The sequence below is a fragment of the Leifsonia sp. EB41 genome, from assembly GCF_041262565.1.
Classification (GTDB): domain Bacteria; phylum Actinomycetota; class Actinomycetes; order Actinomycetales; family Microbacteriaceae; genus Leifsonia.
This window is the reverse complement of sequence record NZ_JBGCCJ010000001.1, coordinates 543,394-566,390: the sequence shown is the minus strand read 5'-3', so window position 1 is coordinate 566,390 and position 22,997 is coordinate 543,394. Positions and strand designations below refer to the sequence as shown.

Genomic DNA, 22,997 nt, shown 5'->3' with positions numbered 1-22,997 from the left:
GTGCCCCCTCCCGTCCGGGAGGGGGCACTCGTGCCGACTAGAGTTGAACGCATCCCATTGGAATACGACTCAAGGAGTGGACAGGTGGCCGACGGCTTCGAGCTCTTCACCGACCGTTCCGTTGTCGCGATGCGCGTCAACGGTGAGCTGAAGGACCTCGCGACGACCGTCACGACCACGGACACCGTCGAGCCGGTCACCATCGACTCGCCGGACGGCCTCAGCATCCTCCGCCACTCCACCGCGCACGTCCTCGCGCAGGCCGTGCAGGCGGTCAACCCGGAGGCCAAGCTCGGCATCGGGCCGCCCATCACCGACGGCTTCTACTACGACTTCGACGTCGCCGAGCCGTTCACCCCGGAGGACCTGAAGGCCCTCGACAAGGAGATGGCGCGGATCGTGCGCGCGGGCCAGCGCTTCATGCGCCGCGTGGTCACCGACGACGAGGCGCGCGCCGAGCTCTCCGGCGAGCCGTACAAGCTCGAGCTGATCGGCCTCAAGGGGTCGGGCGCCGAGTCCGGCAATGCCGACGAGTCGGTGGAGGTGGGCTCCGGCGAGCTGACCATCTACGACAACGTCGACCCGAAGACCGGCGAGACAGTCTGGAAGGACCTCTGCCGCGGCCCGCACGTCCCGAACACGCGCATGCTCGGCAACGGCTGGGCGCTCACCCGCGTCGCCGCCGCCTACTGGCGCGGCTCGGAGAAGAACCCGCAGCTCCAGCGCGTCTACGGAACCGCGTGGCCCAGCAAGGACGAGCTGCGCGCGTACCAGACCCGCATGGAGGAGGCCGCCAAGCGCGACCATCGCAAGCTGGGCGCCGAGCTCGACCTGTTCAGCTTCCCCGACGAGATCGGCTCGGGCCTGGCGGTGTTCCACCCCAAGGGCGGGATCATCCGCAACGAGATCGAGAACTTCATGCGCGAGCGGCTCATCGCGAACGACTACGAGCTGGTGAACACGCCGCACATCACCAAGGCGCACCTCTACGAGATCAGCCAGCACCTCAACTGGTACAAGGACGGCATGTTCCCGCCCATGCACCTGGACGAGGAGCGCGACGCCGAGGGCAACATCACCCGGCAGGGGCAGGACTACTACCTCAAGCCGATGAACTGCCCGATGCACAACCTGATCTTCCGGGCGCGCGGGCGCAGCTACCGCGAGCTGCCGCTTCGCCTCGCGGAGTTCGGCACCGTGTACCGGTACGAGAAGTCCGGCACGCTCTCCGGCCTCACCCGCGTGCGCGGCCTGACGCAGGACGACGCGCACATCTACGTGACCGACGAGCAGATCAAGGACGAGGTCGGGCGCCAGCTCGAATTCGTGCTGGAGACCCTGCGCGGCTACGGCCTCACCGACTTCTACCTGGAGCTCTCCACCAAGGACCCGGAGAAGTACGTCGGCAGCGACGAGAGCTGGGAGACCGCGACGCAGACCCTTCGCGAGGTGGCTGTCGAGTCCGGCCTGGAGCTCGTGGACGACCCGGGCGGCGCGGCCTTCTACGGCCCGAAGATCTCGGTGCAGGCACGCGACGCGATCGGCCGCACCTGGCAGCTCTCCACCGTCCAGCTCGACTTCAACCAGCCGGAGCTGTTCGAGCTGGAGTACAACGCGGCGGACGGCACGCGCAAGCAGCCGGCGATGATCCACCGCGCGCTGCTCGGCTCCATCGAGCGGTTCTTCGCGATCCTGCTGGAGCACTACGCGGGCGCGTTCCCGGTCTGGCTGTCGCCGGTCCAGGTCGTGGGCATCCCGGTCGCCGACAACTACGGGCCGTTCCTGGACGACGTGATCGCGCGGCTGAAGGCCAGGGGAGTGCGCGCCGAGGTGGACCACTCCGACGACCGCATGCAGAAGAAGATCCGCACGCACACCAAGGCCAAGGTGCCCTTCCAGCTCATCGTGGGCGAGGAGGACGCGACGGCCGGCACGGTCAGCTTCCGGTTCCGCGACGGCAGCCAGCGCAACGGCGTGACCGTGGACGAGGCGATCGAGCGGATCGTCGCGAGCATCGAGAGCCACGAGCTGGTCGAGACGGCATGGCTCGACTGAGCCTCGACGACTACGCCGACGGCGACGAGCAGTTCGGCGACGGCGGTGGGGACGTCCACGCGGAGGAGATCCGCGTGGACGACCCGTCGCACCTCGTCGGCGTGCCCGACGAATTCCAGCGGCTGTGGACACCGCACCGGATGGTCTACATCCAGCACGGGCAGCAGCCGGGCAAGGACGACTGCCCGTTCTGCGTCGCCCCGACGCTGAGCGACGAGGACGCGCTGATCGTGGCGCGTGGTGAGTACGCGTACGCGCTGCTCAACCTGTTCCCGTACAACAGCGGCCACCTGCTGGTCTGCCCGTACCGCCACATCGCGAACTACGACGAGGCGACGCCGGAGGAGGTCGCGGAGATCGGGAGCATCACCCAGACCGCGATGCGCGTCATCCGCGAGGTCTCGCACAACGACGGCTTCAACATCGGCATGAACCAGGGCGAGGTCGCCGGCGCCGGGATCGCCGCGCACCTCCATCAGCACATCGTGCCGCGCTGGGCTCAGGATGCGAACTTCTTCCCGATCATCGCCAAGACGAAGGCGCTGCCGCAGCTCCTCGGCGAGGTGCGCGCCGCCATCGCGAACGCCTGGCCTCACGAGGGCGACTGAAGCGCCCCGATTCGTGCCGAATGTCGTGTTCGCCGGCGCGAAACGCGACATTCGGCACGAATGCGTGCGGGTCAGCGCACCCGCGTGACGGTGAACTGCTCGCGCGGGTGCGCGTACGACTCCTGCGACTCCACGAGCTGGAGCTCGCGCTCACCTGACGCGAGCGTGTTCGCGAGCAGGTCGTAGACGCTGGAGACGGTCTTGCTGAGCGCGGAAGCCGCGTCGCCGGACGCGACGTAGTGCGCCGTGAACAGCGCCGCCGTGACGTCGCCCGACCCGTTCGCCTTCAGCGGCAGCCGCGGGGTCTGCACGATCCACGCGCCCGCGTCGTCCACTGCGAGCATCTCGATGGTGTCCTCCGGCTGGTCCGGCCGCTCCACACTGGTGACAAGCACGGTGCGCGGGCCCATCGCCCGCGCGGCATCGACCGAGGCGAGCGTGGACTCCAGGTCGCCCGGCTCGGTGCGGGTGAGGTAGCCGAGCTCGAACTGGTTCGGCGTGATGATGTCGGCGACCGGCACGACCCTGTCGCGCAGCAGCTCGGGGATGGCCGGCGCGACGAAGCAGCCGGACTTCGCGTTGCCCATCACCGGGTCGCACGCGTACACGGCGTTCGGGTTGGCGGCCTTGACGCGGGCCACGGCGTCCACGATCACGTCCCCGATACCCTCGCTGCCCTGATATCCGGACAGGACGGCGTCGATGCTCCCGAGCACACCGCGCTCCTCGATCCCGGTGATCACCGCGCGCACATCGTCCGGCGCGATCAGCGGCCCACGCCACGCGCCATAGCCCGTGTGGTTCGAGAAGTTCACCGTGTAGACGGGGAGCACCTCCACGCCGATGCGCTGGAGCGGGAACACAGCGGCGGAGTTGCCGACGTGGCCGTAGGCGACAGCGGACTGGATGGAGAGGATGCGCATCCTTCGATCCTGGCAGATCAGAGGCGGGGCGCCGAGCGCTCCGCCGCCTCCACCAGGTCGTCCACCAGCCGCCCCGCCTTCTCCTCGCCGAGGTCGTGCACCGTCAGCCGCAGGTGATGCGACGCGGCGGGGCGCCCGCCCAGCAGGAACTCGTCCCCGGTCCGCGCGAGCCACCCGCGCCGCATCAGCCGCTCCGCGACGACTCGCGCCTCGACCGGCAGCTCCACCCACAGGTTGAGTCCGTCGCCGGCCTCCGTCGGGAGGCCTCGTGCACCGAGTTGTGCCGCGAACGCCGCGTTCCGTGTGGCGTAATGCCGCCCGGCCTCCGCGACCTCGCTCAGCACCGTGTCGTCGGTGAGCTGCGCGAGCACGAGCCGCTGGAGGATGTGGCTCACCCAGGTGGTGCCTGGACTCAGCCGGAACGCGAGACGGTCGGCGGTCTCCGCGTCGGTCGCGGCGATCGCGAGGCACATGTCGGGGCCGAGGAACTTCGAAACGGAGCGGACCAGCGCGAAGCGCCGGTGGCCCGGCCCGATCAGCGTCTCGTACGGTCGCTGCGACAGCATGGAGAAGTGGTCGTCCTCGATGACGAGCACGTACGGGTGGTCGGCCAGCAGCGCACGCAGGGCAGCGGCGCGCGCGGGGGAGAGCGTGGCGCCGGTCGGGTTCTGCGCGCGCGGCGTGCAGATGATCGCGCGCACCCCGGCGTCGAGCGCCGCGCGGAGGCCGTCCACGGTCATCCCCTCGGCGTCCACCGGCACGGGCACCGCGCGGTAGCCGCCGTGGCGGACCGTGTGGATGCTGGCCAGGAAGCACGGGTCCTCGAGCGCGACCGCGTCGTCGCGCAGCAGCGCCTGGGCCAGGAGCCGCTCGACGGCGTCGACCGCGCCGTTCGTCACGGTGATCCGCAGGTCCGGGTTCGGCAGGTCCTCCCGCACCCAGGCGAGCGCGATGGCTTCCAGGGCCGGGTCGATCACCGGCTCGCCGTAGAGCACCGGCCGCCCGGTCGCGCGGGCCAGCGCCGACGAGAGGTCCGGGATGCGGCCCGGATCGGGATTGCCCGTGCCGACGTCGCGGAGCACGCTGTCGGCCGCGTAGCCCTCCTGCGCGACGGCCTCCACGCCCGCGATGACCGTGCCGGCCCTGCCGCGCGCCACGACCACGCCCGCCTGCGCCAGCAGCCGGTAGGCGGCGACCGCCGTGTTGCGGTTGACCTGGAGCCGGGCGGCCAGCTCGCGCACCGGGGGGAGGGCGTCCCCGCGGCGCAGCGCACCGCGCTCGTGCAGTGCGCGCACGCTCGCCGCGATCTCCGCCGCGGTCGTGCCCGTGATGACCTGTTCGTCCACTATCTGCTCCCCGGCGTCGAGTCTAACCAGCCCTCAGGAGGATGATATCTTCGGCATAGGCCAAAACTTTTTTCGTACCGCACGAGAGGGCGATCATGACAGTCACAGAACAGGGCACCGCAACGGGGTCGAGCCGGGTCAAGCGCGGCCTGGCCGAGATGCTGAAGGGCGGCGTCATCATGGACGTCGTCACGCCGGAGCAGGCCCGCATCGCCGAGGACGCCGGAGCCGTCGCCGTGATGGCGCTGGAGCGCGTCCCCGCCGACATCCGCGCGCAGGGCGGCGTCGCCCGCATGAGCGACCCGGACCTGATCGAGGCGATCATCGCCGAGGTCTCCATCCCGGTCATGGCGAAGGCCCGCATCGGCCACTTCGTCGAGGCCCAGGTGCTGCAGGCGCTGGACGTGGACTACATCGACGAGTCCGAGGTGCTCTCGCCCGCCGACTACGTCAACCACATCGACAAGTGGCAGTTCACCGTCCCGTTCGTCTGCGGCGCCACCAACCTCGGTGAGGCCCTGCGCCGCATCAACGAGGGCGCGGCGATGATCCGCTCCAAGGGCGAGGCCGGCACCGGCGACGTCTCGGAGGCCACCAAGCACATCCGCAAGATCACCTCCGAGATCAACGCGCTGAAGTCGATGACGCGCGACGAGCTGTACGTCGCCGCCAAGGACCTCCAGGCGCCCTACGAGCTGGTCGCCGAGATCGCCGAGACCGGCAAGCTCCCCGTCGTGCTGTTCACCGCGGGCGGCGTGGCCACCCCGGCCGACGCCGCGATGATGATGCAGCTCGGCGCGGACGGCGTCTTCGTCGGCTCCGGCATCTTCAAGTCCGGCAACCCGGAGCAGCGCGCCGCCGCGATCGTCAAGGCGACCACGTTCTACGACGACCCGCAGGTCATCGCCGAGGTCTCCCGCGGCCTGGGCGAGGCGATGGTCGGCATCAACGTGTCCGACCTCGCCGCGCCGCACCGCCTCGCCGAGCGTGGCTGGTAACGCAACGGCTGCCGCGGCGACCGTCACCGGCCTCCGCGTCGGCGTCCTGGCCCTGCAGGGAGACTTCCGCGAGCACCTCGCGGTCCTGCGGGGCCTCGGCGCCGACGCAGTGCCCGTCCGCCGGGCGGAGGAGCTGGAGAGCATCGACGGCCTGGTCATCCCGGGCGGCGAGTCCAGCGTCATGGACAAGCTGTCCCGGGCGTTCGGCGTCGCCGAGCCGCTGAAGGCCGCCATCGCCGCCGGGCTGCCGGTGTACGGCACCTGTGCGGGACTGATCATGCTCGCGGACGCGATCGTCGACGGCATCGCCGGCCAGCAGAGCCTCGGCGGCCTCGACGTCGCCGTGCGCCGCAACGCCTTCGGCTCCCAGGTGGACTCGTTCGAGACCGACCTCGACATCCCGCAGCTCGGCGACGAGCCGGTGCACGCGGTGTTCATCCGGGCGCCGATCGTGGAGAGCGTGGGGGAGAAGGCGACCGTGCTCGCCCGCGTGCCGGACGGACGCGTCGTGGCGGTGGAGCAGGGCGACCTGCTCGGCACGTCGTTCCACCCGGAGATCACGGGGGATACGCGATTCCACGAGTATTTCCTGGGCAAGGTGCGTGCGCGGGTGAACGCGCGGGTGGACGCTGCGGTCTGAGGATGGTGCGGCCACGCCGCAGTCGCCTATGATCGCGGCGTGCCGACGCCTCCTGCCGAGCGGCCGCCGTTCCGGGTCCCGGTCGGCACCGCGGCCAACCCCGTCCTGGAGCAGGACGTCCTCGCCCGGTTGATGGCGCTCGGCGAGCCGGAGGAGTTCGGCGTCGGGGACACGCTGTTCCGTGCCGGTGATGAGGAGCTCGACTTCTTCGTCATGGAGTCCGGACGCGTCGACATCGTCCGGGAGGCGACGGCGGACTCGCGTGCGCGCGTCGTGGCCGAATGGCAGGCGGGCGAGTTCCTCGGCGAGCTGAGCATGCTGACCGGGCAGGCCTCCCTGCTCACCGCCCGGATCGTCGAGCCGAGCCGGGTGCGGCGCGTCCCGAACGCGGTGTTCAAGCAGCTCATGTCGAACGACGGGGAGCTGTCGGAGATCCTGCTCGCGGCCTTCCGCGCCCGGCGGCGCCTGCTGATGGCCGCCGCCGACCGCACGACGCAGATCTTCGGGACGGAGGGCTCCGCTGCGGCCCTGGCCCTGCGCCGCTACGCCGCGCGGATGGAGCTGCCGCACCGCTGGACCGACGTCTCCACCGAGGCGGGCCGGGCGGCGCTGGAGGCCTCGGAGCACGCCGGCCTCGACCTCCCGCTCGTGATGTCCCGCGGCGCGGTGATCGCCGCCGCGACCCCGCTCGCCCTCGCGGAGGCGGTCGGGCTGGCGTACCGCTACCGCGACGGGGACGAGTTCGACCTGGTCGTCGTCGGTGCCGGTCCCGCCGGGCTCGCCGCCGGCATCTACGGGGCCTCGGAGGGCCTGCGGACACTGGTGCTCGACGCCCTCGCTCCCGGCGGCCAGGCGGCGGCCAGCTCCCGGATCGAGAACTACCTCGGCTTCCCGTCCGGCGTCTCCGGCGCGGAGATCACCGAGCTGGGCCTGGTGCAGGCGCTGAAGTTCGGGGTTCGGCTGTCGGCGCCGGCGGAGGTCACGGCGCTGTCGCCTCGGGAGGGCGGCCACGAGCTGACGCTGGCGGAGGGCGACGCCATCCGGGCGCGCGCGATCGTCGTCGCCACGGGGGCGCGCTACCGCCGCCTCCCGCTGGAGCGCTGGGCGGACTTCGAGGGCGGCAGCATCTTCTTCGCGACGACCGAGCTGGAGGCCAGGACCGTCGCGCGCCGGCCCGCGGTCGTCGTGGGCGGCGCGAACTCCGCGGGGCAGGCCGCGCTGTACCTCGCCGAGCTGGGCAGCGAGGTCGGGCTGGTCGTCCGCGGACCGGACATCGCGGTCAAGATGTCCAGCTACCTGGTCGACCGGGTGCGGTCGCACGAACGGATCACGGTGCACTCCTCGTCCGACGTGACGGCGCTGCACGGCGGCGAGCAGCTGGAGGCCGTCACGCTCACTTCCTCCGCCACCGGTGAGAGTGAGGACGTCGCCGCCGCGGCGCTGTTCTGCTTCGTGGGCGCGGAGCCGCGGGCGTCGTGGCTGAGCGGGGCGGCGGTGGACGCCAGCGGCTTCCTGCTGACGGATGTCGACCTCCCTGCGGTCGCCGACGCCGGTCGCGGGCCGCTGCCGTTCGAGACGAGCCTGGCCGGCGTGTTTGCCGCGGGCGACGTGCGCCACGGCTCGATGAAGCGCATCGCCGCCGCCGTCGGCGAGGGTGCCAGCGCGGTCGCGTCGGTGCACCGGGCGCTCGCGGCGCACTAGCGCTCGGACCGCCGGCCGCGCCTTCGGGCCGCCCTCTGCCGAGGCATTATTATGGACAGGTTCAACCGCAATTCGAGGGAGCACCAGTGTCCGGGCATTCCAAGTGGGCAACGACCAAGCACAAGAAGGCGGTCATCGACGCCCGCCGCGCGAAGTCGTTCGCCAAGCTCATCAAGAACATCGAGGTGGCGGCGAAGACCGGCGGCGCCGACCTGTCCGGCAACCCGACCCTGGTCGACGCGGTCCAGAAGGCCAAGAAGACCTCGGTCCCCAACGACAACATCGACCGCGCGATCAAGCGCGGCGCCGGCCTCACCGGTGAGTCGATCGAGTACACGACCATCATGTACGAGGGCTACGGCCCCGGCGGCGTCGCCCTCATGATCGAGTGCCTCACCGACAACAAGAATCGGGCCGCCGCCGAGGTCCGCACCGCGATGACCCGCAACGGCGGCACCATGGCCGACCCGGGCAGCGTCGCGTACAACTTCCACCGCAAGGGCGTCATCGTCGTCCCGCACGCGGACGGGGTGGACGAGGACACCGTCCTCACCGCCGTCCTCGACGCGGGCGCAGAGGAGGTCACCGACCGCGGCGAGAGCTTCGAAGTCCTGACCGAGGCCACCGACCTGGTCGCCGCCCGCACCGCGCTGCAGGAGTCCGGCATCGACTACGACTCGGCCGACGCCGAGTTCGTCGCCACGGTCAACGTGGAGGCCGACGCCGAGCTGGCCCGCAAGGTCTTCCGTCTCATCGACGCTCTTGAGGACTCGGACGACGTGCAGAACGTCTACACGAACCTCGACCTCACGCCCGAGGTGCAGGCGCAGCTCGAAGACGACGAGTAGGGCGCCGCGATGACGATCCGGGTCCTCGGCATCGACCCGGGTCTGACGCGCTGCGGCGTCGGCGTCGTCGACGTCCGTCCCGACCGCACGGCCACCCTCGTGGAGGTCACGGTCATCCGCACGCCCGCCGACATGCCACTGGAGCAGCGGCTCCTGGCGGTCGGCACCGGGATCGACGAGTTGCTCGACGCCCACCGCCCCGACGTGGTGGCGATCGAGCGCGTCTTCGCCCAGCACAACCTCCGCACGGTCATGGGCGTCGCCCAGGTGAGCGGGGTGGCGCTGCACGCCGCCGCGCGCCGCGGACTCCGCGTCGCGCTGCACACGCCGAGCGAGGTCAAGGCCGCGATCACCGGCTACGGCGCCGCCGACAAGAAGCAGGTCCAGACGATGGTCGCGCGCATCCTCGGGCTGGCCGAGGTGCCCAAGCCGGCGGACGCCGCTGACGCCCTCGCCATCGCGATCTGCCACGCCTGGCGCGGCTCGCCCGCTGCCGACGGGGGAGCAAACGGCGCGGGAGCGGGCGGCGCGGCGCAGACCCCCGCGCAGGCCGCGTGGCTCGCCGCCGAGCGCTCCGCCCGGACGTCGGGCGTTCCCCGTAGGCTGGCCAGGTGATCTCCTCCCTCCGCGGCACCGTCCTCTCTGCGAGCGGCGGAACCGCCGTGATCGAGGTGGGCGGCGTCGGCTTCGCCGTGCAGCTCACCCCCGACCACGTGCTCTCTCTGCGCGTCGGCGACGAGGCGTTCGTGTTCACGTCGCTCATCGTCCGGGAGGACGCCCTCCAGCTTTTCGGCTTCGCCGACCTCGAGCAGCTCCAGGTCTTCGAGCTGCTCACCGGCGTCTCCGGAGTCGGCCCGAAGTCCGCGATCGGCGTGCTGTCGGTCCTCAGCCCGGACCAGGTCGCCGACGCCGTCGCGGCCGACGACGACGCGCCGTTCCGCAAGGTGTCGGGCATCGGCCCCAAGACCGCCAAGCTCATCGTCGTCTCGCTCACCGGCAAGCTCGCCGCCGCCCGGCGCGCGCCCGCCCGCGCGGTGAAGGCGAAGGGAGCGCCCTCCGCCGTCCCCGACAGCGTGATCGTCGCCCTGGTCGGCCTCGGCTGGCCCGAGCGGATCGCGGCGGAAGCGGTGTCCGACGTGGTCGCCGAGACCGATGAGGGCGAGCGCGACTCGGTCCAGGCCCTCCTGCGGCTCTCGCTCGCGCGCCTCGGCCCGGCCGGCGCGGCGAGCGGAGCGACCCGATGAGCGACGACCTCACCGCGCCGGAGCTCGAATCGGAGTCGGAGCTCGCCTTCGAGGGTGCGCTGCGCCCGCGCACGCTGTCCGAGTTCGTCGGGCAGGCGAAGGTCCGCGGCCAGCTCCAGTTGCTGCTCACGGCCGCGAAGATGCAGGATCGCACGGCCGACCACATCCTCCTGGCCGGGCCTCCCGGGCTCGGGAAGACCACGCTCGCCATGATCGTCGCGCACGAGAGCGAGCGGCCGCTCCGGCTCTCCAGCGGCCCCGCCATCCAGCACGCCGGCGACCTCGCCGCCCTGCTGTCGTCGCTGACGCCGGGGGAGGTGCTCTTCATCGACGAGATCCACCGCATGGCGCGCTCGGCGGAAGAGATGCTGTACCTCGCGATGGAGGACTTCCGCATCGACATCATGGTCGGCAAGGGCGCAGGCGCCACCTCCATCCCGCTGGAGCTCGCGCCGTTCACGCTGGTCGGCGCGACGACCCGTTCCGGGCTGCTGCCGAACCCGCTGCGCGACCGCTTCGGTTTCACCGCCCACCTGGAGTTCTACGACGAGAGCGAGCTGACGCAGGTTCTCACCCGCGCTGCGACGATGCTCGACTTCGAGGTCGACCGCGAGGCGCTGGCGGAGATCGCCGGCCGCTGCCGGGGAACCCCGCGCATCGCCAACCGGCTGCTGCGCCGCGTCCGCGACTACGCGCTCGTCCACGGCCACCGTGCGGACGTGGTGGCCGTACAGGCCGCGCTGGAGCTGTACGACGTCGACCCGCTCGGCCTCGACCGCCTCGACCGCGCAGTGCTGCACGCGATCATGGAGCGCTTCGACGGCGGCCCGGTCGGCCTCAACACCCTCGCGGTGTCGGTCGGCGAGGAGGCGGAGACCATCGAATCCGTGGTCGAGCCGTTCCTCGTCCGCATCGGTCTGCTGTCGCGAACACCGCGCGGACGGGTCGCCACGCCGTCGGCCTGGCGGCACTTCGGACTGTCCAGCCCTCGACCTGGGGGCGTACCGCAAGGCCACTCACAGCAACCGTCCCTGATGGATGACCTATAATTCAAGCTGGCCACTCGCCACACACCCCCTTGACTTTCACCGGAAGGTTCGGCTTACTTCATGGATCCGTTGACCATTGTGATGGTCGTCATTTTGGCGGCCCTCGTCTTCTTCATGTTCCGCAACAGCCGCAAGCGGCAGAAGGAGCAGGCGGAGACCCGTTCGAAGATGGTGCCCGGCGCCGAGGTCATGACCAACTTCGGCCTGTACGGCACCCTGCTGTCCGTCGACGAGGACGACAACACCGCCATCATCGAGACGAGCCCCGGCCACGTCGTGAAGGTGCACCGCCAGGTGCTCTCCCGCGTGGTCGAGCCGAAGACCGTCGAGACCGACGACACCGAGGTCGCGGGCCTGGAGCTCAACCAGGACCACGCCATCCCGGCCGACTCGTCCGCTCCGGAATTCGGCGAGCGGCTCGACGACGCGCCGAAGAAGCCCGGCGCGAAGAGCGACGACTGATAGCATCCCTGTGCTCCGCGCACCGACAGGGTGCGCGGATCGCTCGTAGAAAGCTGAGTTCCTAGGTGGCAAAGTCGACTCCGGTCAAAAAGGCCTGGCGTTCGTTGACGTGGCTTGGTGTGATCGTGGTGGTCCTCCTCGGGACCCTCACGGCCGGCGTCCTGTTCAGCAACGCCACGTGGCTGCCCAAGCTCGCCCTCGACCTCGAGGGCGGCACCCAGATCATCCTCGCGCCGCAGGTCGAGAACGGTCAGTCGGTGCAGCAGCAGCAGCTCGACCAGGCGGTCTCGATCATCCGGCAGCGCATCGACGCGTCCGGCGTGTCCGAGGCGCAGATCTCCACCGAGGGCTCGCGCAACATCGTGGTGTCGCTGCCGGGCAAGCCCGACCAGCAGACGCTCGACCGCGTCAAGGCGAGCGCGCGGCTCGACTTCCGGCCGGTGCTGCTCACCGGCGGCCCGACCAACGAGGTCGTGGGCGCCGACGGTAAGTCGACCCCGGCGCCGAGCCCGGCTCCCGGCCTCCAGTCGACGCCGTCGACGTCGCCGACGAACGGCAGCGACCTGGCCTGGGTGACCCCGGCGCTGCAGGCGGAATACGACGCCTTCTCGTGCGCCGCGAACAAGAACAAGGACCTCAGCGCCGCTCCGACGGACAAGCCGCTGATCACCTGCGACGACGCCAACACGGTCAAGTACCTGCTCGGCCCGGTCGAGGTGAAGGGCCAGAACATCTCCGACGCCAGCGCCGGCCTGATGCAGAGCTCGCAGGGCGTCACGACCGGCCAGTGGGCGGTCAACATCGTCTTCGACGCCACCGGCACCAAGCAGTTCGCCGCGGTCACCACGCGCCTGAACGCCCTCCAGGGCGCGCAGAACCAGTTCGCGATCGTCCTGGACGGCCGCGTCATCTCGGCGCCGACCACCAACGCAGTGATCACGGACGGCAAGCCGCAGATCTCGGGCAACTTCACCGAGCAGAGCGCCAAGACCCTCGCCGACCAGCTCAAATTCGGTGCGCTGCCGTTCAGCTTCAAGGTGCAGAGCCAGGACGACATCTCGGCCACGCTCGGAACCTCGCAGCTCATCAGCGGTCTGATCGCCGGTCTGATCGGCCTGATCCTGGTCGCGATCTACACGTTCTTCCAGTACCGCCTCCTCGGCCTCGTCACGATCTTCTCGCTCGTCGTCGCCGGCACACTCACCTGGCTGACCATCTCGCTGATGTCGTGGCACTACGACTACCGGCTGTCGCTCGCGGGCGTCGCCGGTCTGATCGTGGCGATCGGCTTCACAGCAGACTCCTTCATCGTCTACTTCGAGCGAATACGAGACGAGCTGCGCGACGGGCGAAGTCTCGAATCGGCCGTGGAGGCCGGCTGGGGCCGTGCGCGCCGCACGATCTACGCGTCCAAGGCGACCAACCTCCTCGCGGCCGTCGTGCTGTACGTGCTGGCCGCGGCCAACGTGCGCGGCTTCGCGTTCACGCTGGGTCTCACGACCATCATCGACGTGATCGTGGTGCTGCTGTTCACTCACCCGACGCTCCAGCTCCTCGCGAAGACCCGCTTCTTCAGCAGCGGCCACCCGCTCTCCGGCCTCGACCCGGACGCCCTGGGCGCCGTGTACCGCGGCGCCGCACGCTTCCGCGCGCCCCAGCCCGAGCTCGTGGGCGCGGGTAAGGCCTCCCGCGCCAGCGGGGAGGCGGCACGCCGCCAGACGATCGCCGAGCGCAAGGCGGCGGAGCTCGCCTCCGCCTCGACCTCCTCGTCGTCGGATCGATCGACCGAGGGGAAGGACAACTGATGGCCAGCCGCCTCACCAAGTTCGGTAACGACCTCTACACGGGCGCGCGCTCGTTCGACTTCGTCGGCAAGCGCAAGATCTGGTACACCATCGCGATCGTCCTGGTCGCACTCTCGATCCTGGTCCCGATCGTCAAGGGCGGGTTCAACTTCTCGATCGAGTTCCGCGGCGGTTCGCAGTTCCAGATCAGCCAGGTGCAGAGCACCGACACGACCAAGGCGCAGAACGCCGTTTCCAGCGTCGTGCCCAACGCGGTCTCGCATGTCAGCGTCGTCGGCAACAACGCCATCCAGGTGCAGACCGACCAGCTCTCCGACACCCAGACCAAGGCCGTCGCCGACGCACTGGCCACGGCCTACGGCGTCCCGTCGTCCGAGATCTCCTCGACCTTCATCGGCCCGTCGTGGGGTGCGGACGTCACGCAGCAGTCCATCCAGGGCCTCGTGGTGTTCCTGCTGCTGGCGTTCATCGCGATGGCGCTGTACTTCCGCACCTGGAAGATGTCGGCGTCCGCGATCATCTCGCTCTTCCACGACCTCATCATCACCGCGGGGATCTACGCCCTCGTGGGCTTCGAGGTGTCGCCCGCGACGATGATCGGCTTCCTGACGATCCTCGGCTACTCGCTGTACGACACGGTCGTGGTGTTCGACAAGATCCGCGAGAACACGCGCGAGGAGCTCGAGCTCACCCGGCGCACGTTCCCCGAGGCGGTGAACCTGGCGGTGAACCAGACGCTCGTGCGATCGATCAACACGGCCGTCGTCGCGGTGCTGCCGGTCGCGTCGATCCTCTTCATCGGTGCGTATGCCTTCGGCGCCGCCACGCTGCGCGACATCTCGCTCGCACTGCTCATCGGCATCATCGTCGGCACGTACTCGACCATCTTCCTGGCCGCGCCGATGTACTCGCAGTTCCGCGAGGGCGAGGCCGCGATCAAGAAGCACGACCAGAAGGTCCGCGCGGTGCGCCCGAAGGCCAAGGTCGCCACGGCCGAGCCGGTCGCGGCGGAGTAGCGTCGGCGCATGAGCGGTCGCTACCTGTCGGAGGATGAGGTGAGCGCCGCGCGTGCGCTCGAGCTCGTCGACGCCGGAGCGGCCTGGCTGCTCGACGTCCGCGAGGACCACGAGTGGGAGTCCGGCCATGCGCCGGCCGCCCATCACATCCCCATGGGGGAGCTCGGCCTGCGCCAGCACGAGCTGCCGGAGGACGAGCAGATCCTGGTGATCTGCGCGGTCGGCGGCCGGTCGCGGATGGTGACCGACGCGTTGCTGCAGGCGGACTATCCGGCGGCCAACGTCGCGGGCGGGATGCTCGCCTGGCAGGCCTCCGGTGGCCCGGTCTCCGACCCCGATGGACCCCCCGGAGCGTCCGTCTGAGCGTCGGTCGCGCCGCCCCCGTGAACGGGAAGGCACGAACAGCGGCGATAATGGACGACAGGAGGCGAGCAGATGGTTGACACGACGACACCGCAGTCCGCCTCGCTGCGCCGTCTCGTGCCGCGGATCTTCTCCCGCGCCCAGCCCGCCGGCGCCGTCGACACCCTGATCCGCACGGTGCGCATGCACCACCCGAAGGCCGACCTCTCGCTCATCGAGCGCGCCTACGCGGTCGCCGAGCGCGCCCACGACGGCCAGAAGCGCCGCTCCGGCGAGCCGTACATCACCCACCCGGTCGCCGTCGCGCAGATCATTGCCGACCTCGGGATCGGCGCCAAGACCATCGCCGCCGCGCTGTTGCACGACACGGTGGAGGACACCGCTTACACGCTGGACGAGCTCCGCGACCAGTTCGGTGACGAGATCGCGATGCTCGTCGACGGCGTCACCAAGCTCGACAAGGTCAAGTACGGCGACAGCGCGCAGGCCGAGACCGTCCGCAAGATGATCGTCGCGATGTCGAAGGACATCCGCGTGCTGATAATCAAGCTCGCCGACCGCCTGCACAACGCCCGCACCTGGGGCTTCGTCCCCGCGGCGAACGCGACGCGCAAGGCGACGGAGACCCTCGAGATCTACGCGCCGCTCGCGCACCGGCTCGGCATCCAGACGATCAAGTGGGAGCTGGAAGACCTCTCGTTCGCCGTGCTGTATCCCAAGCTCTACGCGGAGATCGAGAGCCTGGTCAAGCAGCGCACCCCCGAGCGCGAGCGCCTCGTGCAGCAGGTGATCGACGCGATCAACGACGACCTGAAGACCGCGAAGATCCGCGGCAAGGTGGTCGGCCGGCCCAAGCAGTACTACTCGATCTACCAGAAGATGGTCGTGCGCGGCCGCGAGTTCGACGACATCTACGACCTTGTCGGCATCCGCGTGCTCGTCAACACGGTGCGCGACTGCTACGCGGTGCTCGGCTCCATCCACGCGCGCTGGACGCCGATGCCCGGCCGTTTCAAGGACTACATCGCCACCCCGAAGTTCAACCTGTACCAATCGCTGCACACGACGGTGATCGGTCCGCAGGGCCGCCCGGTCGAGATCCAGATCCGCACCGAGGAGATGCACCAGCGAGCCGAGTTCGGTGTCGCGGCGCACTGGAAGTACAAGGAGCAGACGACCGGCAAGAGCACCGGCGGCCCGGCCAAGGTGGACACGGACCTGGCCTGGCTCGCGCATATCTCCGACTGGCAGGCCGAGACGGCCGACCCGTCGGAGTTCCTGGACTCGCTGCGGTTCGAGATCGGCGCGAAGGAGGTCTACGTCTTCACGCCGAAGGGCCCGCGTGATCGGCCTGCCCGCCGGCGCCACCCCGGTCGACTTCGCCTACGCCGTGCACACCGAGGTCGGCCACCGCACGATGGGCGCCAAGGTGAACGGCCGCCTGGTTCCGCTGGAGAGTACGCTCTCCACCGGCGACGTGGTGGAGATCTTCACCTCCAAGAACCCGGACTCCGGCCCGAGCCAGGACTGGCTGAACTTCGTCAAGAGCCCGCGCGCCCGCAACAAGATCCGCCAGTGGTTCACCAAGGAGCGCCGCGACGAGGCGATCGAGCAGGGCAAGGACGCCATCGCCCGGGCGATGCGCAAGCAGAACCTGCCGCTGCAGAAGCTGATGACGCAGGACGCCCTCGTGGAGGTCGCGTCCTCGCTCAAGCATCCGGACGTCTCGTCGCTGTACGCGTCCGTCGGCGAGGGTCACATCTCGACGCAGTCGGTGATCGAGAAGATCGTCGCCTCGCTGCAGAGCGAGGTCGAGTCCGACGGTGAGATGGACATCCCGGTCAAGGGCCGGCCGAAGCAGCTCCGCAACAGCGACTCCGGCGTGCTCGTGCGGGGTGCGCCGGACATCCTGGTGAAGCTGGCCAAGTGCTGCACGCCGGTGCCCGGCGACCCGATCGTCGGCTTCGTGACGCGAGGTCAGGGCGTCTCCGTGCACCAGGCGAACTGTCACAACGTGCAGTCGCTGCTGCAGGAGCCCGACCGCATGATCGACGTGGAGTGGGCGCCGAGCTCGAAGAGCGTCTTCCTGGTGCAGATCCAAGTGGAGGCCCTGGACCGCTCCGGGTTGCTCTCCGACGTCACGCGCGTGCTGTCCGAGCACCATGTCAACATCCTTTCTGCGACGGTTACGACGTCGAGCAACCGGCTGGCGCTGAGCCGCTTCGTGTTCGAGATGGGCGACACCACCCACCTCGACCGCGTGCTCAACGCCGTGCGCCGGATCGACGGCGTCTACGACGTGTACCGGGTCAGCGCCGGCTGAGCGGGACCGGGAGCTCCGTGCGCTCGACCACGGGCATCCGGGTGAGCGCCCGCGTCGCCCCGTGCCGGCGTGACCGGGCGAGGTGGGCGCCGAGCCGGTCGGGCGAGGCGCGCCCGAGGTCGAGCAGGTGTCGCACCTCCAGGGCTTCATGATGCCCGAACCGGGGGAGCGTCAGCATCAGGTCGGCCGCCGTGCGTAGCGGCGCCGTGACCCGCACGCCGCTCAGCTCGACGACATCGTCGGCTCCCAGCCGGTGCTGGTGCGCGTCGAAGTCGGGTGGGACGCGACCGCGGCGCCTGCGGTCGACACAGACCTGCGGCCGTAGTGGCGGCGCCGAGCGCGTGCCGTGGATCCAGGCCGCGGTGCCGCGATCGGCGACTGTGCTTCCCGGCCGGTGCGCCGCGAACGCGTGCGCGCGCAGCGAGGGGGTGTCGGGGATGTCCGTGGTGGCGAACGCGTCGCCGACCCGGTAGAGCTGCCCGTCGAGCACGAGAGAGAAGAGCTCGGCGAGCGGGAGGACGTCACGGTCGAGGAGGAGAGGGAGCGCTGTTGTCATGCGTCCAGCCTCCGCTGCACGCAACTCCCGCGGACGGCCGGCGGCGAATCCGTGGAGTACTCACCCGCTCACTCGGGCTGTGGAGAACAAACCCGCCGCAGGCGACCGTGCCTCCGACGGCCGGGAGTCAGCCGAGTGCGTCCAGCCACACCTTGCGGGCGTCGAGCGCCTCCTGGGCGGCCTTGACCTTGGCGGCGTCGCCGCTGGCCTTGGCCTCCTCGAGCTCCTGCTCCAGCTTGGCGATCGCCGCGTTGAGCTGGCTGGCCAGCCCCTCGGAGCGCGCCTTCTTCTCGGGGTTGTTGCGCTCCCAGTGCTCCTCGTCCAGCCGGCGCACGGAGGCCTCGACCTTGCGCAGGCGGTCCTCGATGGGGCGCACCTGGTCGCGGGGCACGCGGCCGATGGCGTCCCAGCGCTCCTGGATGGAGAGCAGCTTCGTGCGGGCGGTCTCGCGGTCCTTCTCCTTCAGGAGCGGCTCCGCCTCCTCCAGCAGCGCGAGCTTGAGCGTGAGGTTCTCCTCGTACTCGACGTTGTCGCGCGCGTCGACCTCGGCCTTGGCCGAGTAGATCGCGTCGCCTGCGGCCTTGAAACGCGCCCAGAGCGCGTCGTCGTTCTTCTTGCCCGCGCGGCCGGCCAGCTTCCACTGGTCGAGCAGGCGCCGGTACTCCGGCACACCGTCGGCGCCGAGCGGCACGAGGCCCTCGGCCTGCTCGATGAGGGCGTTCTTGCGGCTGCGGACGTCGCGGTGCTGGTTGTCCAGGTCGGCGAAGAACGCCTTGCGGTTGTGCTCGATGGTCGAGCGCGCGGCGCGGAACCGCTTCCACAGCTCGTTGGCGTCGTTCTTCGGCAGCCGGGGGCCGTCGTGCTGGTGGGCCTGCCAGCTCGCGAAGAGTGCGTCGAGCTCGGCGGTGGTCTGCTTCCATTGGGTGCGCGCCGGGTCCTGCGCGGCGAGGGCCTCCGCCTGCTCCACGATCGCGGTGCGGTCGGCGATGGCCTGCTCGAGCGCGGCCTTGGCCTCGGCGCTCTGCTGCTCCGTGAGCTCCTCGACGGTGCCGCCGAGCGCGTCCAGCCGGGTCATCAGCGACGGGAGGTCGCCGACGGCGTTCGCGCCCTCGACTGCGGTGCGCAGGCTCGCGACCGACTTGGCGACATCGGCCGCCGGGGCGCCGCGGCGGGCGCGCTGCTCCAGGAGACCGACCTGGCCGGCGAGGTCGTTGTACTTGCGCTCGAAGTAGGAGATCGCCTCCTCCGGAGTGCCGTCCGGGTACTCGCCGACGGCGCGCTCGCCATCGCCCTCACGGACGTACACGGTGCCGGTCTCATCGACGCGACCCCAGGGGTGCTGTTCAGAAGTAGCCAAGAGCCTCACCTTGCTTGCGGTGCCACGTTGGGAATCAGCCTATTGCACACGCCGGGATCACTGCAGCGTGAAGCTGTCGATCTTCGTCGCCACGGCGGGCTTGCCGTCGGTGCTGCCGCCCTGGACGCCCTTGTCGGTGACGTCGCTGATCAGGGTGGGGAGACCGCTGGTGATCTTCCCGATGACGGTGTAGCCGCCGGCGGAGTCCGACGGGATGGTGGTGTCCTTGTAGACGATGAAGAACTGGCTGCCCTGGCTGTTGGCGTTGCCGCTCTGGCGCGCCATCGCGAGAGTGCCGGCCGGGTACTTGTCGTTCTTCGGCGCGTTCTCGACCGGGCCGTAGGAGTAGCCGGGGCCGCCGGTGCCGTCGCCGTTGGGGTCGCCGCACTGCAGCACGTAGAAGCCGCCGTTGGTGAGGCGGTGGCAGGTGAGCCCGTCGTAGAACTTCTTCTGCGTCAGCGAGATGGTCGAGGAGACCGCCTGGGGGGCGGCGGCGCCGTCGAGCGAGACGCCGAGCTTGATGCCGTTGATCGTGAGGTCGCCCGTCCAGGTGCGGCCCTCCGCGATGCTCTTCGACGGCACGCCGGCTGCGGCGGACGACGACGGGGAGGGGGATGCGGACGGGGAGGCCGACGCGCTCGTGGCGGCGGGCTTCGCGAAGAAGAGGAGCTGCGTGCCGACCGCCAGCAGGACGATCACGAGCACGGCGATCCCGGCGACCCAGTTGTCCCGCTTGCGGCGCTTGACCTTCTCCTCGTGCACCGTCTGCCGCGCCTGATACGCGCGGAGGCGCTCGCGTGCCTGTCGCGCTTCGCGGTCGTTCTGCTTGCTGGGTGCCACGTCTGTCCTCCGGGGGCGCCGTCGAGCGGGGGATGGATGCCACCGCGCCGACGGATGCCGTGGCGGGATGGATGCTGCACGAACCCTATCCGGCGTGGCTATGAGCGCCCAAACCCACGCGCCGGTGGCGCACTCTCCGGTACGGACGCCGATGTCGGTGGCGGCGACTACTCTTGTCGGGTGGTCGACGTGCAACCTGGGCTCCGGACGGGAGCGACGCCTCTCGCCGTGCGCATGCGGCCGAAGTCGCTGGACGAGGTCGCCGGGCAGCGCCATCTGCTGCGGCCCGGTTCCCCGCTGGTCGCGCTGGCCTCCGACAAGGACGGGCAGTCCGGTTCGGTGTCCGTCATCCTGTGGGGCCCGCCCGGCACCGGCAAGACCACGCTGGCGCAGGCCATCGCGCACTCGTCCGGCCGGCGGTTCGTGGAGCTCTCCGCCGTCACCGCGGGCGTGAAGGACGTCCGCTTGGTGATGGACGAGGCACTGTCCACCCGCGACCTGTACGGCGTCTCGACCGTCCTCTTCCTCGACGAGATCCACCGCTTCACCAAGGCGCAGCAGGATGCCCTCCTGCCCGGCGTGGAGAACGGCTGGGTCATCCTGGTCGCCGCCACCACCGAGAACCCGTCGTTCTCGGTCATCTCCCCGCTGCTGTCGCGCTCGCTCCTGCTCACGCTGGAGACGCTGAGCGACGAGGACCTCGGCGTCGTCGTCGACCGGGCGGTGTCCGACGACCGCGGCCTCGGCGGTCAGTACACGCTGGACGACGAGGCGCGCGCCGCCCTCATCCGGCTCGCGTCCGGCGACGCCAGGCGTGCGCTCACGGCGCTCGAGGCCGCGTCGGTCACCGCCGCCTCGGTGACGCCCGCGACCTCCAAGAAGAAGCCGGTCATCACCGCCGAGCTGGTCGCGCAGGCGGTCGACCGCGCCCTGCTGCGCTACGACCGCAACGGCGACGAGCACTACGACGTCATCAGCGCCTTCATCAAGTCGGTCCGCGGCTCGGACGTCGACGCCGCGCTGCACTACCTGGCGCGGATGATCGAGGCGGGGGAGGACCCGCGATTCATCGCCCGCAGAATCATCGTCTCGGCGTCGGAGGACATCGGGATGGCCGACCCGCAGGCGCTCGTGGTGGCCATCGCCGCCGCCGACGCGGTGCAGTACATCGGGATGCCGGAGGGGCGCATCCCGCTCGCGCAGGCCGTCGTCCACCTCGCCACCGCCCCCAAGTCGAACGCGGCCTACATGGCGCTCGACGCGGCGATCGCCGACGTGCGCGCAGGCAAGATCGGGAGGGTGCCCAAGCACCTCCGCGACGCGCACTATCCCGGCGCCAAGCGGCTCGGCCACGGCAAGGGCTACAAGTACCCGCACGACGACGCCCTCGGGGTGCTCCAGCAGCAGTACCTTCCCGACGAACTGGCCGACACGACCTACTACGCGCCGACCGAGCACGGCAACGAGCGCGACGTCGCAGCGCGCCTGGCGAAGCTGCGCCGCATCGTGCGCGGACGCTGACGCGGTTCTGCTAGAATCGTCTGGCCTAGAAGCGTGTTCAGGGTGCGGCTGCCCGGGACACGGTTTCGACGGGACAGGCCCTTTAGCCGGGCGTCCTTGGCGTCAATCCCTCTCTCTTGCAGGTGAAAGACCCTGCGCAGTGCGCCCCTGCGCGCACTGCGACCAACATTCGTAGAGAGAAAACCGAAAGGAAATCGTGTCTTCACGTTCCCGCAGCAAGACCCGCGAGTCGCGCGCCCTGGGCATCGCCCTGACCCCGAAGGCGGCCCGCTACATGGAGAAGCGCCCGTACGCTCCGGGTGAGCACGGCCGCACCAAGCGCAAGGCCGACTCCGACTACGCCGTTCGTCTGCGCGAGAAGCAGCGTCTGCGCGCCCAGTACGGCATCCTGGAGAAGCAGGTCCGCATCGCGTTCGAAGAGGCCCGCCGCACCGCCGGCCTGACCGGTGAGAACCTGGTCGAGCTCCTCGAGATGCGCCTCGACGCGCTGGTGCTCCGCGCCGGCTTCGCCCGCACCATCTCGCAGGCCCGCCAGTTCGTCGTGCACCGTCACATCCTCGTCGACGGCAAGATCGTCGACCGCCCGTCCTTCCGCGTGAAGCCGGGTCAGCTCATCCACGTCAAGGCCCGCTCCGAGGGCACCGAGCCCTTCCAGGTCGCGGCCGCCGGCGGTCACGTCGACGTCCTGCCCAAGGTCCCGGCCTACCTCGATGTCGAGATCGACAAGCTCCAGGCCCGCCTCGTGCGCCGCCCGAAGCGCGCCGAGGTCCCCATCACCTGTGACGTGCAGCTCGTCGTCGAGTACTACGCCGCCCGCTAAGGCGAGCGACAGACTCCCGCAGAACGGGGTCGCGGCTTCGGCCGCGGCCCCGTTTCTCGTTCTCCCGGGTCCATCCGGGACCCGTTTCCCGTACGCTGGGGGTCGTATGCCCGTCACGGAATGGAGGGGGCCGTCATGTCCGGAGGCGACATCGCAGGACTGATCGCGGCGGCCGTGTTCGCCGTCCTGGTCGGATTCATCGCCGTTCCGCTGCTGAAGCTCGGCCGTGTGCTCGACTCCACACGCGACGCCATCAAGGAGGCCAGCGACGGCATCACGCCGATCCTGGAGGAGACGGCGACCACGTTGCAGGAGACGAACAAGCAGCTCGCGCGGGTCGACACGATCACCAAGAACGTCGCCGACGTCACGGGCAACGTGTCTGCGCTGGTGGCGCTGTTCGCCGCGACGGTCGGCGGTCCGCTGATCAAGCTGGCGGGCTTCAGCGCCGCCGTCCGCGCGGCCCTCCGCGTGCCAGGGGCCTCCCGGCGTTCCCGACGCCAGTCGGACTAGACTTGCGCG

21 protein-coding genes and 1 pseudogene are annotated in these 22,997 nt (G+C 70.2%); 17 read left to right on the top strand and 5 right to left on the bottom strand.

Going from position 1 to position 22,997, the window contains the following annotated elements:
- Nucleotides 1-84: 84 nt before the first annotated feature.
- Both thrS and ABH923_RS02740 read left to right on the top strand, forming a co-directional pair.
- Nucleotides 85-2,055, top strand: a complete 1,971-nt coding sequence (gene thrS, locus ABH923_RS02745; protein WP_370053780.1) for a threonine--tRNA ligase — start codon at nt 85-87, stop codon at nt 2,053-2,055.
- Nucleotides 2,043-2,663: an HIT domain-containing protein gene (locus ABH923_RS02740; RefSeq protein ID WP_370053779.1), complete on the top strand. Its 621-nt coding sequence runs from the start codon at nt 2,043-2,045 to the stop codon at nt 2,661-2,663. The genes thrS and ABH923_RS02740 overlap by 13 nt, the downstream gene beginning before the upstream one ends.
- Nucleotides 2,664-2,734: 71 nt before the next feature.
- Here ABH923_RS02740 and pdxY read toward each other — a convergent pair whose 3' ends face one another.
- Complete coding sequence (pdxY, locus tag ABH923_RS02735) at nt 2,735-3,586, bottom strand: pyridoxal kinase PdxY (protein WP_370053778.1); 852 nt, start codon at nt 3,584-3,586, stop codon at nt 2,735-2,737.
- A gap of 17 nt (nt 3,587-3,603) precedes the next feature.
- Nucleotides 3,604-4,932 carry an aminotransferase class I/II-fold pyridoxal phosphate-dependent enzyme gene (locus tag ABH923_RS02730; protein ID WP_370053776.1) on the bottom strand — a complete coding sequence of 443 codons (1,329 nt, stop codon included), beginning with the start codon at nt 4,930-4,932 and terminating at the stop codon, nt 3,604-3,606.
- A gap of 95 nt (nt 4,933-5,027) precedes the next feature.
- Here ABH923_RS02730 and pdxS point away from each other — a divergent pair, with 95 nt between their 5' ends.
- From pdxS to ABH923_RS02670, 12 genes and pseudogenes are all read left to right on the top strand, one after another.
- Complete coding sequence (pdxS, locus tag ABH923_RS02725; protein WP_185277226.1) at nt 5,028-5,930, top strand: pyridoxal 5'-phosphate synthase lyase subunit PdxS; 903 nt, start codon at nt 5,028-5,030, stop codon at nt 5,928-5,930.
- Complete coding sequence (pdxT, locus tag ABH923_RS02720; RefSeq protein WP_370053774.1) at nt 5,920-6,570, top strand: pyridoxal 5'-phosphate synthase glutaminase subunit PdxT; 651 nt, start codon at nt 5,920-5,922, stop codon at nt 6,568-6,570. The genes pdxS and pdxT overlap by 11 nt, the downstream gene beginning before the upstream one ends.
- Before the next feature lie 39 nt (nt 6,571-6,609).
- Nucleotides 6,610-8,271 carry an FAD-dependent oxidoreductase gene (locus tag ABH923_RS02715; RefSeq protein WP_370053772.1) on the top strand — a complete coding sequence of 554 codons (1,662 nt, stop codon included), beginning with the start codon at nt 6,610-6,612 and terminating at the stop codon, nt 8,269-8,271.
- An 86-nt stretch (nt 8,272-8,357) separates the two neighbouring features.
- On the top strand, nt 8,358-9,119 hold the full coding sequence (locus ABH923_RS02710; protein ID WP_370053770.1) for a YebC/PmpR family DNA-binding transcriptional regulator: 762 nt from the start codon (nt 8,358-8,360) through the stop codon (nt 9,117-9,119).
- A 15-nt stretch (nt 9,120-9,134) separates the two neighbouring features.
- A complete protein-coding gene (gene ruvC, locus ABH923_RS02705) occupies nt 9,135-9,734 on the top strand; it encodes a crossover junction endodeoxyribonuclease RuvC (RefSeq protein WP_370057265.1) in 600 nt (199 codons plus the stop codon).
- Nucleotides 9,731-10,363 carry a Holliday junction branch migration protein RuvA gene (gene ruvA, locus ABH923_RS02700; protein ID WP_370053768.1) on the top strand — a complete coding sequence of 211 codons (633 nt, stop codon included), beginning with the start codon at nt 9,731-9,733 and terminating at the stop codon, nt 10,361-10,363. Before ruvC ends, ruvA begins: the two co-directional genes overlap by 4 nt.
- Nucleotides 10,360-11,412, top strand: a complete 1,053-nt coding sequence (gene ruvB / locus ABH923_RS02695; RefSeq protein ID WP_370053766.1) for a Holliday junction branch migration DNA helicase RuvB — start codon at nt 10,360-10,362, stop codon at nt 11,410-11,412. Before ruvA ends, ruvB begins: the two co-directional genes overlap by 4 nt.
- A gap of 60 nt (nt 11,413-11,472) precedes the next feature.
- Entirely contained in the window at nt 11,473-11,874 is a 402-nt protein-coding gene (gene yajC, locus ABH923_RS02690; protein WP_370053765.1) for a preprotein translocase subunit YajC, read from the top strand.
- Nucleotides 11,875-11,939: 65 nt separating this feature from the next.
- Nucleotides 11,940-13,679 carry a protein translocase subunit SecD gene (secD, locus tag ABH923_RS02685; protein WP_370053764.1) on the top strand — a complete coding sequence of 580 codons (1,740 nt, stop codon included), beginning with the start codon at nt 11,940-11,942 and terminating at the stop codon, nt 13,677-13,679.
- Nucleotides 13,679-14,695, top strand: a complete 1,017-nt coding sequence (gene secF / locus ABH923_RS02680; RefSeq protein ID WP_370053762.1) for a protein translocase subunit SecF — start codon at nt 13,679-13,681, stop codon at nt 14,693-14,695. The genes secD and secF overlap by 1 nt, the downstream gene beginning before the upstream one ends.
- Nucleotides 14,696-14,704: 9 nt before the next feature.
- Nucleotides 14,705-15,058 carry a rhodanese-like domain-containing protein gene (locus ABH923_RS02675; protein WP_370053761.1) on the top strand — a complete coding sequence of 118 codons (354 nt, stop codon included), beginning with the start codon at nt 14,705-14,707 and terminating at the stop codon, nt 15,056-15,058.
- Between the two features lie 72 nt (nt 15,059-15,130).
- Nucleotides 15,131-17,381 (top strand): annotated as a pseudogene (locus ABH923_RS02670) (bifunctional (p)ppGpp synthetase/guanosine-3',5'-bis(diphosphate) 3'-pyrophosphohydrolase).
- Here ABH923_RS02670 and ABH923_RS02665 read toward each other — a convergent pair.
- The 3 genes from ABH923_RS02665 to ABH923_RS02655 all read right to left on the bottom strand — a co-directional run bounded on the left by ABH923_RS02665 (nt 17,368) and on the right by ABH923_RS02655 (nt 20,134).
- Nucleotides 17,368-17,937, bottom strand: a complete 570-nt coding sequence (locus tag ABH923_RS02665) for a hypothetical protein (RefSeq protein ID WP_370053759.1) — start codon at nt 17,935-17,937, stop codon at nt 17,368-17,370. The pseudogene ABH923_RS02670 and the gene ABH923_RS02665 overlap by 14 nt on opposite strands.
- Before the next feature lie 127 nt (nt 17,938-18,064).
- On the bottom strand, nt 18,065-19,303 hold the full coding sequence (locus ABH923_RS02660) for a DUF349 domain-containing protein (RefSeq protein ID WP_370053758.1): 1,239 nt from the start codon (nt 19,301-19,303) through the stop codon (nt 18,065-18,067).
- Nucleotides 19,304-19,351: 48 nt separating this feature from the next.
- Nucleotides 19,352-20,134, bottom strand: a complete 783-nt coding sequence (locus ABH923_RS02655; protein ID WP_370053757.1) for a peptidylprolyl isomerase — start codon at nt 20,132-20,134, stop codon at nt 19,352-19,354.
- A gap of 180 nt (nt 20,135-20,314) precedes the next feature.
- Between ABH923_RS02655 and ABH923_RS02650 the strand changes: the two genes are divergently transcribed.
- The 3 genes from ABH923_RS02650 to ABH923_RS02640 all read left to right on the top strand — a co-directional run bounded on the left by ABH923_RS02650 (nt 20,315) and on the right by ABH923_RS02640 (nt 22,988).
- On the top strand, nt 20,315-21,655 hold the full coding sequence (locus ABH923_RS02650) for a replication-associated recombination protein A (RefSeq protein WP_370053755.1): 1,341 nt from the start codon (nt 20,315-20,317) through the stop codon (nt 21,653-21,655).
- 193 nt (nt 21,656-21,848) lie between these two features.
- Nucleotides 21,849-22,475: a 30S ribosomal protein S4 gene (gene rpsD / locus ABH923_RS02645; protein WP_370057264.1), complete on the top strand. Its 627-nt coding sequence runs from the start codon at nt 21,849-21,851 to the stop codon at nt 22,473-22,475.
- 135 nt (nt 22,476-22,610) lie between these two features.
- Nucleotides 22,611-22,988, top strand: coding sequence for a DUF948 domain-containing protein (locus ABH923_RS02640; RefSeq protein WP_370053753.1), 378 nt, complete (start codon nt 22,611-22,613; stop codon nt 22,986-22,988).
- Nucleotides 22,989-22,997 lie beyond the last annotated feature (9 nt).

Excerpts from the sequence above, each read along its gene's own strand:
- ABH923_RS02665 (WP_370053759.1), bottom strand. The coding sequence starts at position 17,937 with ATGACAACAGCGCTCCCTCTCCTCCTCGACCGTGACGTCCTCCCGCTC.
- pdxS (WP_185277226.1), top strand. The coding sequence starts at position 5,028 with ATGACAGTCACAGAACAGGGCACCGCAACGGGGTCGAGCCGGGTCAAG.
- ABH923_RS02740 (WP_370053779.1), top strand. The coding sequence starts at position 2,043 with ATGGCTCGACTGAGCCTCGACGACTACGCCGACGGCGACGAGCAGTTC.
- ABH923_RS02640 (WP_370053753.1), top strand. The coding sequence starts at position 22,611 with ATGTCCGGAGGCGACATCGCAGGACTGATCGCGGCGGCCGTGTTCGCC.
- pdxY (WP_370053778.1), bottom strand. The coding sequence starts at position 3,586 with ATGCGCATCCTCTCCATCCAGTCCGCTGTCGCCTACGGCCACGTCGGC.
- yajC (WP_370053765.1), top strand. The coding sequence starts at position 11,473 with ATGGATCCGTTGACCATTGTGATGGTCGTCATTTTGGCGGCCCTCGTC.
- ABH923_RS02675 (WP_370053761.1), top strand. The coding sequence starts at position 14,705 with ATGAGCGGTCGCTACCTGTCGGAGGATGAGGTGAGCGCCGCGCGTGCG.
- secF (WP_370053762.1), top strand. The coding sequence starts at position 13,679 with ATGGCCAGCCGCCTCACCAAGTTCGGTAACGACCTCTACACGGGCGCG.
- ruvB (WP_370053766.1), top strand. The coding sequence starts at position 10,360 with ATGAGCGACGACCTCACCGCGCCGGAGCTCGAATCGGAGTCGGAGCTC.